The following is an 8,456-nucleotide window of genomic DNA, read 5'->3' on the forward strand; positions in this document are numbered from 1 at the left end:
TATACATTATTTTCAGTATAGTTGAGCTTATTATTGACTAGAGTCATGCTCTCACCGACCGGCGGAAGATGGCTGTTGAGATTATTCTCAACAAACAGGCCGGCAATTCCAGCTCTGGGTTTGGCTTGGTCTCTAGCGAGGGCCGTAGGTTGTCCAGTAGCCGCGTCCTTGTCTTTTGGCTGCATCGGCAGCTTCGGTGAGAATGGGGCCGTACTTCAAGCCATCGGTTTGAGGCGACAACAGGCCATGCCCCAAAAACAGCATTTCCTGGTTGATGAGGGTGTTGGCTTGCCAAACGTAGGCAGGCAAGGTGGGAGCAGGGGCTAGGGCAGGATCCAACTCCAAAAACACCTCACGTCCCAGCAGAGCAGTCTGCAGATATTGGCCAGCATTGTAAACTGCCAGAGGGGTTTGTCCGCGCAACTCCGTCCAGTTGGGGTTGATCGGGTCAGGCAAGGGATCGATCCCGATCAGTTGCACCAGCCGCAAATTCAAGTCTCCTTCAAGCTGGACAACCAGGGTGTTGTAGTTGACCACCCGAAACACGGTTGCACGTTTGAGGTCGCGCAGATCTGGACGCGCCACCAATGTTAAAGCCCAACCGGGCAATGTCGAGAATATCAACGGCAAGGCCAGAAAGCTGCCCAGCTTGATCAGGCTCCGTCCATTGGATGCCAGCAGGGATCTGGAGCGGGGGGAAGTCGGAGCAGAACGCAGGGATTTTTGCAGCATGGACTTTAGCCGTTGCATGGCGGACTTGACGATAGGGATGGTTCGCATGCTTGACCTTTGGATCTCACACCGCCCTCACACCGCCGCCTACTGGGCTTCAACGCGGGATCCGGCTCACCTGCCGTCACTCTACAAAAAATTGGGGCAGATGGGTCAGGTCTGGAAAATCTCTCTCGATTTTTGTCTTGATTTTTAGATGTGCTACCCATCCGGTCAGCAGTTGTCAGCGCTGACAACCTGTGGTTGGTCATTTCGATTCAAACTGGGACACTGTACCCACACCTAAAACATGCATGAAACATGCATGGGGCCACAGGGCTTTTCTCAGCTGCCCAGGCGTCTCACCCTAAACTGAAGTGACTAAGTCCTTCCGAGCAGCAGGATTGTCTTTTGGTCTTCTCTCTTTGCGAAGGAAAGGGGGAGTGCTTGGAAACCTTTTCAATTCAGTTTGAAACAATTACAGTTGTCCAACTCTCAAATCTCTCAAAAGCGCAGCCCCTAGAGGGTAGCAGGGTTCTTTTCGACTGCTTCGGACAAGAGGGAGTTGACCAGCACGGTTACCAACCCCAGTCGATTGCCCGCCAAAATATCCGTCAACAGGCGGTCTCCCACCATAGCCACCGCTTCTACCGGCAAGCCCATCTGGGCTACGGCCCGCCGCAAGGCCCGCCGTGAGGGTTTCCCGGCCCGGTGAATGTAAGGCAGATCCAGGCTTTCTCCGATTTGTTGAATCCGGTTGCGATTGAGGTTGTTGCTCACCAGCCAAATTTGAAAGTGCGGACGCAACTGCTCCAGCCAAGCAGCCACAGCGGGATCCACCTCAACCTGTCGGCTCGGCACCAGTGTACCGTCTACGTCAAAGATGATGCCTTTTACCTGCCAGGCCCACAGGTCTTCTGCCCGCAACTTTAAGACAGTGCCGGCCACCACCAGATCCGGTTGCAGGAGCTTGAACCAAGGTTTGTGTACCATCCGCTCCTCGGCTAAGGACTTGGTTGAGGACTATGGTGGGATCCCTGGGCAGCTTGTCGGCGCTCTTGAATAATTTGCAATTGGGCTGCCTCGTGCTCTGCTAGGGTTTTGCTGAAAATGTGAGTGCCATCGTAGCGGGCCACGAAGTAGAGATAGTCGGTTTGCTCAGGCTGCAAAACGGCTTTTAGGCTGGCCAAGCCCGGACTGGCGATGGGACCGGGGGGCAAGCCCGGGTTGAGGTAGGTGTTGTAGGGAGAGGGGGTGCGCACCTCCGCAAGGGTGAGGCGGCGATCTGGGGTTTGCCGGATATTCAAGGCATATTCCACCGTCGGATCGGCTCCCAGGGGGATCCCTTTCTTAAGCCGGTTCAGAAAGACACCTGCAATCAAAGCGCGTTCTTCCGGCACCACGGCCTCCCGCTCCACAATGCTGGCCAGGGTAACCCACTCGTGCAGAGACAGGGAAGTGGTGTGCTGGCGAAACAGGGGCAGGGCCACCGCGACAAATCGCTGCAGCATGGCGTCGACCACCATCTGGGCCTTTTCCCGATCCGGCAGGGATCCCTCCACCTGTTCGATGGGGAAAAGATAGGTGTCTGGGAACAGGTAGCCTTCTAGAGAGCTCAAGTGGGGGGGCAGCCAATCGAGGGGGGGAATCACTCGGGTCACGGCAATGAAGGCATCGGCTGCCAGCCAGTTGCGCTGGGCCAGAGCCTCTGCCATTTGCTCGATGCGCCAACCCTCCGGGATGGTCAGACGTCTTTGCAGGATCCTTCCCTGCCGCAGTTGCTGGGCCACGGCCAGCATGTCCTGGTTGGGATCCAAAGCGTAGGTGCCCGCCTGAAACACCCAGTCGCGCCCGAAGGTGCGGCTCCACAGCTCCCAAGCCAGAGCTGAGCGAATCACCCCTGCTTGGCGCAGTTTTTGCCCGATCAGACGGCTGCTGCTGCCCAGCTGGATTGTTACTTGGATCGGTTCTGGGCCGCCCACCGGCTGGAGCCAGGTCTGCCACTGCCAGTAGCCCAATCCCCCGACCAGAACCAACAGGAAAATCAAGCTCTGCAAAAGACGCCGACCCCAGCGTTCGCGTAAGCGTTGCGTAGCAACATGGGGTGCCGCAGGCACAGCGCTTTGGGCAGCAGAGCTTCTGGGCGAGACGGGATCCTTTTGGGCCGAATGCTGAACCTGATCTGTCATTGCCTTTCCCTCCAAACGGCCTGAGCACACCCTTGAGCCAGGCTATCCTTCGGACTCAATCCTGGCTAGGGCGTCGCCGGACTCTCAAGGCCGATTTCCCCCCTAACTTGGGATCAACTCTCCTGGGCTGGGGATCCCGTTGTTCTCGACCGTCCGCTGTCCGATCCAAGTGCCGATGGGTTCTCCCTGCACCACTCGATAAATATTGCCAGGGGTAGTCAGGTCAAAGACCACGATGGGCAATTGATTTTCCTTGCAGAGGGCGATGGCGGTGCTGTCCATAACCCGCAGATCGCGGTTCAGCACATCCTGATAGCTGAGGACATCGTAGCGGCGGGCCTGAGGGTGAGTCTTGGGATCCGCATCGTAAACTCCGTCCACCTTGGTGGCTTTGAAAATCACCTCGGCATCGATCTCCGCCGCCCGCAAGGCCGCAGTCGTGTCGGTGGTGAAGAAGGGGTTGCCAGATCCTGCCCCAAAAATCACCACCCGCCCCTTTTCCAGGTGACGAATGGCGCGGCGACGAATATAGGGCTCCGCCACCTCCTGCATGGCGATGGCCGTCTGCACCCGGGTGGGGATCCCGGCTCGCTCAATGGCATCCTGCAGGGTTAAGGCGTTGATGACGGTGGCCAGCATCCCTACGTAGTCGGCAGAAGCCTGATCCATCCCTTGGGCAGCCGCCTCTTTGCGCCCGCGCCAGATGTTACCCCCTCCCACCACAATCGCCACCTGCACACCGGCCCGTACCACCGAGGCCACTTCGCCGGCAATGGACTTCAAGACCTCGGGGTCGATCCCGTAGGGGCGCTCCCCCATCAGGGCTTCACCACTCAACTTCAGTAGAATCCGTCGATATTTCATGCTTATCCGCTCCGGCCCACCCCTGCATACGATAGCAGGTTTGTTGAACTAGCTCCGCTCACAGGATTGACCGACAGAGCATCTCGACAAAAACAACCTTACTGCTGTTCTTCGCCAGCGCTGGCCTCGTTGTCGCGGGGGGCAGAACGGAAGCGGCGGCCATTGCGAGCACGACTTTTTTGGAACTGTTTGGCATATTCGCGGTTGCGCTCGGCTTTTTCCCGCTTCAGATTGCGTTTTTTGGCCATGCTGGTTTTCCTGACCGGTTGTCCGGACTCAAGTGAAGGTCCTCAGTTTCAAAGTGAGGCGCTCTTAATCCTATCACGCTTTGCCGAGGCCATCCTGAAGCCCTCTGCTCAGCCGGCTATGGGCAGGGATCCCCACAACAAGACTAGGCCCATCACAACAAACCCCACGCCTGCCAGGGTTTTGATCCAGCGAGGTGGGATCAGGCGGGCCACCCAAGCTCCTGCCCACACCCCAATTAGGCTGGTGCTGATCAAAGCAGCAGCAGCGCCCAAAAAGATTACCCCAGCGTTTTGCGAGCGGGCACTGAGGAGCAGGGTCGCCAATTGGGTTTTATCGCCCATTTCGGCCAGCAGAATCGAGCCAAAGCTCACTAGGGCGGCCCGTCCGGCCATTTGCCGCAGCAAAAAAGACGGGGTTCGGCTGTCGTTGTCTTGGATCAACACGTTCCTCGGTTGTTCTCCACTCTGTCCTGCCGGGTTGGCATCGGCTGCTCAGGGAGGCTAGCCCTCTGGGAGCTTGTTCCCCCGCCACTCCTGCCATAATACATAGCCCCCGATCACCAGGAACCCTGCACCCGCCAACCATTGTAGCCAGCCCGGGGGAATGACTTGGCCCAGACCTTCTCCCAGCACCACGCTGAAAAAACTGGCGGTCACCAAGGCACCGGCGGAACCGAAAAAGATCGCCCAAGGAGATTGGGATTGGGCACTCATGAGCAAGGTTGCCAACTGGGTTTTATCGCCCATTTCCGCCACAAACACGGTTAAAAAAGTAACAAACCAGAGTTGCAGTGGGGATCCCTCAGGAAGATTGCTGTCGGAAGAGGGGGGGGTAGTGAGGGGCAGTGCCGTCGGAGGCCCAGTACTGGGGGCGGGAGACAAAGCCAAACTCTCCCCGGCAGGCTGGAAATCCACAGCGGATCCATCCCCGTAGAGATAGTGCTGCCCAACGGCCAAGAAGCCAAAACAGAGAGCTGAGGACAAGGCAATCAACCCCAAGCCCAGGGCCATTTGCCCCTGCCAAGAACGCGGCGCAGCCATGGCGTCAGATCCTAACCACCGACATGCAGCTTATCCTGTTTTCAGCCGCTTCTGGAGGAGACAAGGGCGCTAGAGTAAACGCTAGAGTAAAAGAATCAGGGGCGTTGGCCGAGCGGTTTAGGCAGCAAACTCATAATTTGCCTTACACAGGTTCGATCCCTGTACGCCCCATCGGAAATTGCTGGACGAGGTTTCTGGGTTGAGGGCTGTTGACAGCGGGCCAAGTCGATCTCAATTCCCAAACTGGGAGGGCGGACATAGGACTGCGTTCCGCTAACGCGACCGAGGTCACTCTGGGCTGAGAGAGAACCGGTTGGGCACAGTTTCAAAGACGCGGGTTCAGCTCTGTGCGGGATCCCGTATCCCCAGAGCGAGGGATCCAACGCTCAGGCAAGGTGGCAGGGGATCCCCATTGGGACTGGAGCTGGCTGAGGAATTGTCCCTGCTGGGTGCGAAAGCCGACCAGATCGGATCCGCCATTCATCAGGGCAAACCAAATGTCCCCCTGCTCGGTTGGCAGTACACCCGCCAAGGTGCTGACGCTCCTCAAGGTGCCCGACTTGGCAATTAGGATCCCTGGCAACAGACGCCGCTCCAACACTCCCACATCTTGGCCAACGACGGCAAAAGCATCCGCCAGAGTGAGCCCCTGCTCCTCCAGAAGAGACTGGATGGCTTGAAGCATAGCTACATTGGCCCGCGGCGAAATGCGGTTTTCCACCCCCAACCCGGAACCGTTGATCAGTTGCAGCTCTTCTGCCGGGATCCCGGCGATGGCCCGGGCGATTTGGGCCACTTGGTCTGCTCCCCCCACCGCATCGGCCAACATCTCGGCCATGGAGTTGTTGCTGTAGAGGTTCATCAGCTTGACCAGGTGAATGAGGGGGGGGGACTCATGTCTGAGCAAAACCTGAGCGCCGGGCGGGATCTGCTGGGCAACCCGCACCGAACCCAAGATCTCCACCTGCGGTCTGGGTGTGCCGGGGGGTAAGGTTTGAAATTGGGCCTCCGCCTCTGGCGGCCAGCGCCGCGCATCCAGCCCCTGCCGCAACAGGGATCCCGATTGCGCCACATCCCGGGAAAAGTTCATGTAAAAGCGGCCCACCACCACCAGATCCCCGCGCACCTGGCGGATCCCATAGGCATTGAGCAGGTTGCCGACGGAGAAGGCTTCCTCCCAGACAAACAAGGGATCCTCCCCCCCCAGAACCCAGAGATCCCCCTGTAGAACTCCCTCAGCAGTTAAGGGGCCAGTGGCCAGCCAGGTGGTAACAAAGCGGTGCTGCGGGCCAAAGTGCTGCAAAGCGGCCAGTGTCGTTGCCACCTTGGTCAAAGAAGCTGCCGGCAAGGGTGTGGATCCCTGATGCTGTCCCAAAACAAGGATTCTGTCCCGCTGAGGCGAAGGATCCTCCATCTGCAGCCAAACCCCCTGAGCCGCGGGCGAAAACCCCCGACCGGCCAACTGAGCCAGATAAGTTTCCACCTGAGGTTGCAGGGATCCCTGCTCCGTCGCCTGAGAAGTGGGAGACAAACTCAGCAACAGAGTGGCCGCCGAGAGCAGCCCAACCCAGCTCGAAACCAGCCGCCTACCGGGCCAGCCCCACAGATGTCGTTCGTGCCGTGGCGTCAGCGTTGCGGAGCAACAGTGTTGTGTAGCACCATGGGGTGCCGCAGGCATAGCACTTTTCACGGAAAACACCCTCTAAACATCCCGGCAACCGAGGGGGCATCAGCTCGTCAATTCCCAGCCACCCTCTTCCACAGGCTCTACATCGATGGTGCCGGGGGGCGTTTGCCGATAAAAACGTCCGTCTGCAACAAACAGCGGCTCTCCACAATTGGGGCAAAAGAAACGGCTGCCCTCGACGGCTTGCGATTCCGACCCACACACCGGGCAGCGATCGGTGGTAATCCAGCGGCGCGCCCACCAGCGAAAGGCCAGGAGCACCAACACCGGCAAGGACAGCAAAAACAGCAACAGAGCCACCAATCCGGCGACCAGCCACCCCAGCCCGACACTGGTCAGCAAAGCTGCCAACGCCAGGGATCCCAGCCAGAACCCCCAGCCACCCAGAGAAATGGAATAGGTTTTGGGCTGCTCAAACCGCATTTTCGTTTTCCTTCCCCGATCACTACGCTTGCCAACGCTGTCAGGATGCCGCGGGCCTTTTCTTGAGTATGTTAGCCTAGGCGCGCCCGAACACCAGAAACAGTCCGCCACATGGCTCTGCTCTGTAGGCTAGCTCATCCCGGATGGATGAGGGATTGGGTTTCCCGCACCCTTCCCGAGGCTCTCCCGGCAGCCCATGCGCCTCAGTTGCGTCCCTGTTCTATTGGGCCTGAACTGAGCCTGAACGATGTCTTCAGCAACCAAGTCGGGTGGTGTCGTCATAAATGAAGTTATTATCAATTACAGAACTTATTGACTGTTACGGCGACGTTGCCCAACAGCGGAGGGGCGGCATCATGGTCTACACCGAAGAGGCGTTCAAGGCAGAGCTCAATGCCAAAGGCTGGCGAGCCACTCGGCAGCGGGAGATCATCCTGCAAACGTTTCAAAACTTGCCTGAGGGCACGCATCTGAGCGCGGAGGAGTTGCACAAAAAGTTGCGGGAAGAAGGCCACAACATTAGCCTTTCCACCATTTACCGCACCGTCAAGCTGATGTCCCGCATGGGCATTTTGCGAGAACTGGAACTGACCGAAGGGCACAAACATTACGAGATCAACCAGCCGGCCCCCCACCACCACCACCATCTGGTGTGCGTCAAGACCAACAAGGTGATCGAGTTCAAAAACAACGCCATTCTTAACATCACCCAGAAGGTGGCAGAAAAGTACGGTTTCAAAGTGTTGGATTGCCAGCTCACCATTATTGGTATCAGCCCAGAAGGGCAGCGCTCGATTTTGTAGCCAAAAATTCCCAAAGCTCAGGTTCTCATGCTTTCCCAGCAGGGGAACTGTACTGGGCTGGTAGGAGGATGGGGATCCCGTCAACGGGAGGAAATGCCAGAATAGCTCCCGTGAGGCCAATCGGCAGTCGGCAACCGAGGCAACAGTTGAATGGTTGATGAATAGTTGATCTTCTTCACCCCACTAGATCCGGGAGAGGGCCATGAACGAACAGGAAGTGGTGCAGTGGCTGGAGCAGGCGCTGGCTAATCCCCACCTTAGATTACAGGCCAAAGCCCAACCGCTCCGGGACAGCCCCAAGGCTTATGCCCTTGTCATTATGATCAACCGCCCTGCCGGCCTTGCTCTCAACTATGAGGAGTTGACGGCCTGGTTCCAGAAGGCGATTCCCACTCGCTACCCCCAAGTCAAACGGTTGGCCCTCTACAGCCGCCCCATGGGCCAGCAGGCTGCCGACTGGAAAACTCAGGTGAGGCTGGATCCGGAGCCG

Annotated in this window: 10 protein-coding genes, 1 tRNA gene and 1 pseudogene; 3 read left to right on the plus strand and 9 right to left on the minus strand. The window is 58.1% G+C overall.

Annotated elements, in window-relative coordinates; genetic code table 11:
- Window positions 1-132: 132 nt before the first annotated feature.
- From NW829_RS05945 to NW829_RS05975, 7 genes are all read right to left on the minus strand, one after another.
- Window positions 133-780, minus strand: coding sequence for a thermonuclease family protein (locus NW829_RS05945; protein WP_414398898.1), 648 nt, complete (start codon window positions 778-780; stop codon window positions 133-135).
- A 450-nt stretch (window positions 781-1,230) separates the two neighbouring features.
- Window positions 1,231-1,704, minus strand: a complete 474-nt coding sequence (locus NW829_RS05950; protein WP_011433863.1) for a YqeG family HAD IIIA-type phosphatase — start codon at window positions 1,702-1,704, stop codon at window positions 1,231-1,233.
- Between the two features lie 11 nt (window positions 1,705-1,715).
- Window positions 1,716-2,900, minus strand: a complete 1,185-nt coding sequence (mltG, locus tag NW829_RS05955) for an endolytic transglycosylase MltG (protein WP_414416650.1) — start codon at window positions 2,898-2,900, stop codon at window positions 1,716-1,718.
- 102 nt (window positions 2,901-3,002) lie between these two features.
- Window positions 3,003-3,764, minus strand: a complete 762-nt coding sequence (gene pyrH / locus NW829_RS05960) for a UMP kinase (RefSeq protein WP_011433861.1) — start codon at window positions 3,762-3,764, stop codon at window positions 3,003-3,005.
- A gap of 98 nt (window positions 3,765-3,862) precedes the next feature.
- On the minus strand, window positions 3,863-4,012 hold the full coding sequence (locus NW829_RS05965; RefSeq protein WP_011433860.1) for a hypothetical protein: 150 nt from the start codon (window positions 4,010-4,012) through the stop codon (window positions 3,863-3,865).
- 108 nt (window positions 4,013-4,120) lie between these two features.
- Window positions 4,121-4,456 (minus strand): TMEM165/GDT1 family protein, encoded by a 336-nt coding sequence (locus tag NW829_RS05970; RefSeq protein WP_011433859.1) that lies wholly within the window; start codon window positions 4,454-4,456, stop codon window positions 4,121-4,123.
- A 57-nt stretch (window positions 4,457-4,513) separates the two neighbouring features.
- Window positions 4,514-5,053: a TMEM165/GDT1 family protein gene (locus NW829_RS05975; protein ID WP_414407328.1), complete on the minus strand. Its 540-nt coding sequence runs from the start codon at window positions 5,051-5,053 to the stop codon at window positions 4,514-4,516.
- Between the two features lie 98 nt (window positions 5,054-5,151).
- Between NW829_RS05975 and NW829_RS05980 the strand changes: the two genes are divergently transcribed.
- Window positions 5,152-5,224: transfer RNA gene (locus NW829_RS05980), tRNA-Ile, on the plus strand.
- 154 nt (window positions 5,225-5,378) lie between these two features.
- On the opposite strand, the gene NW829_RS05985 is transcribed toward NW829_RS05980, so the two are convergent.
- Both NW829_RS05985 and NW829_RS05990 read right to left on the minus strand, forming a co-directional pair.
- The gene (locus NW829_RS05985) at window positions 5,379-6,584 is read right to left on the minus strand and encodes a D-alanyl-D-alanine carboxypeptidase (protein WP_414416651.1); all 1,206 of its coding nucleotides are present in this window, start codon (window positions 6,582-6,584) and stop codon (window positions 5,379-5,381) included.
- A 198-nt stretch (window positions 6,585-6,782) separates the two neighbouring features.
- Complete coding sequence (locus NW829_RS05990; RefSeq protein WP_414357087.1) at window positions 6,783-7,163, minus strand: hypothetical protein; 381 nt, start codon at window positions 7,161-7,163, stop codon at window positions 6,783-6,785.
- Between the two features lie 356 nt (window positions 7,164-7,519).
- On the opposite strand from NW829_RS05990, the gene NW829_RS05995 reads away from it, so the two are divergent.
- On the plus strand, window positions 7,520-7,966 hold the full coding sequence (locus tag NW829_RS05995) for a Fur family transcriptional regulator (protein ID WP_011433855.1): 447 nt from the start codon (window positions 7,520-7,522) through the stop codon (window positions 7,964-7,966).
- 202 nt (window positions 7,967-8,168) lie between these two features.
- Window positions 8,169-8,456 (plus strand): annotated as a pseudogene (locus NW829_RS06000) (peptidase M48); the annotation flags it as partial.

Source organism: Synechococcus sp. R55.8 (genome assembly GCF_047461895.1).
GTDB lineage: Bacteria > Cyanobacteriota > Cyanobacteriia > Thermostichales > Thermostichaceae > Thermostichus.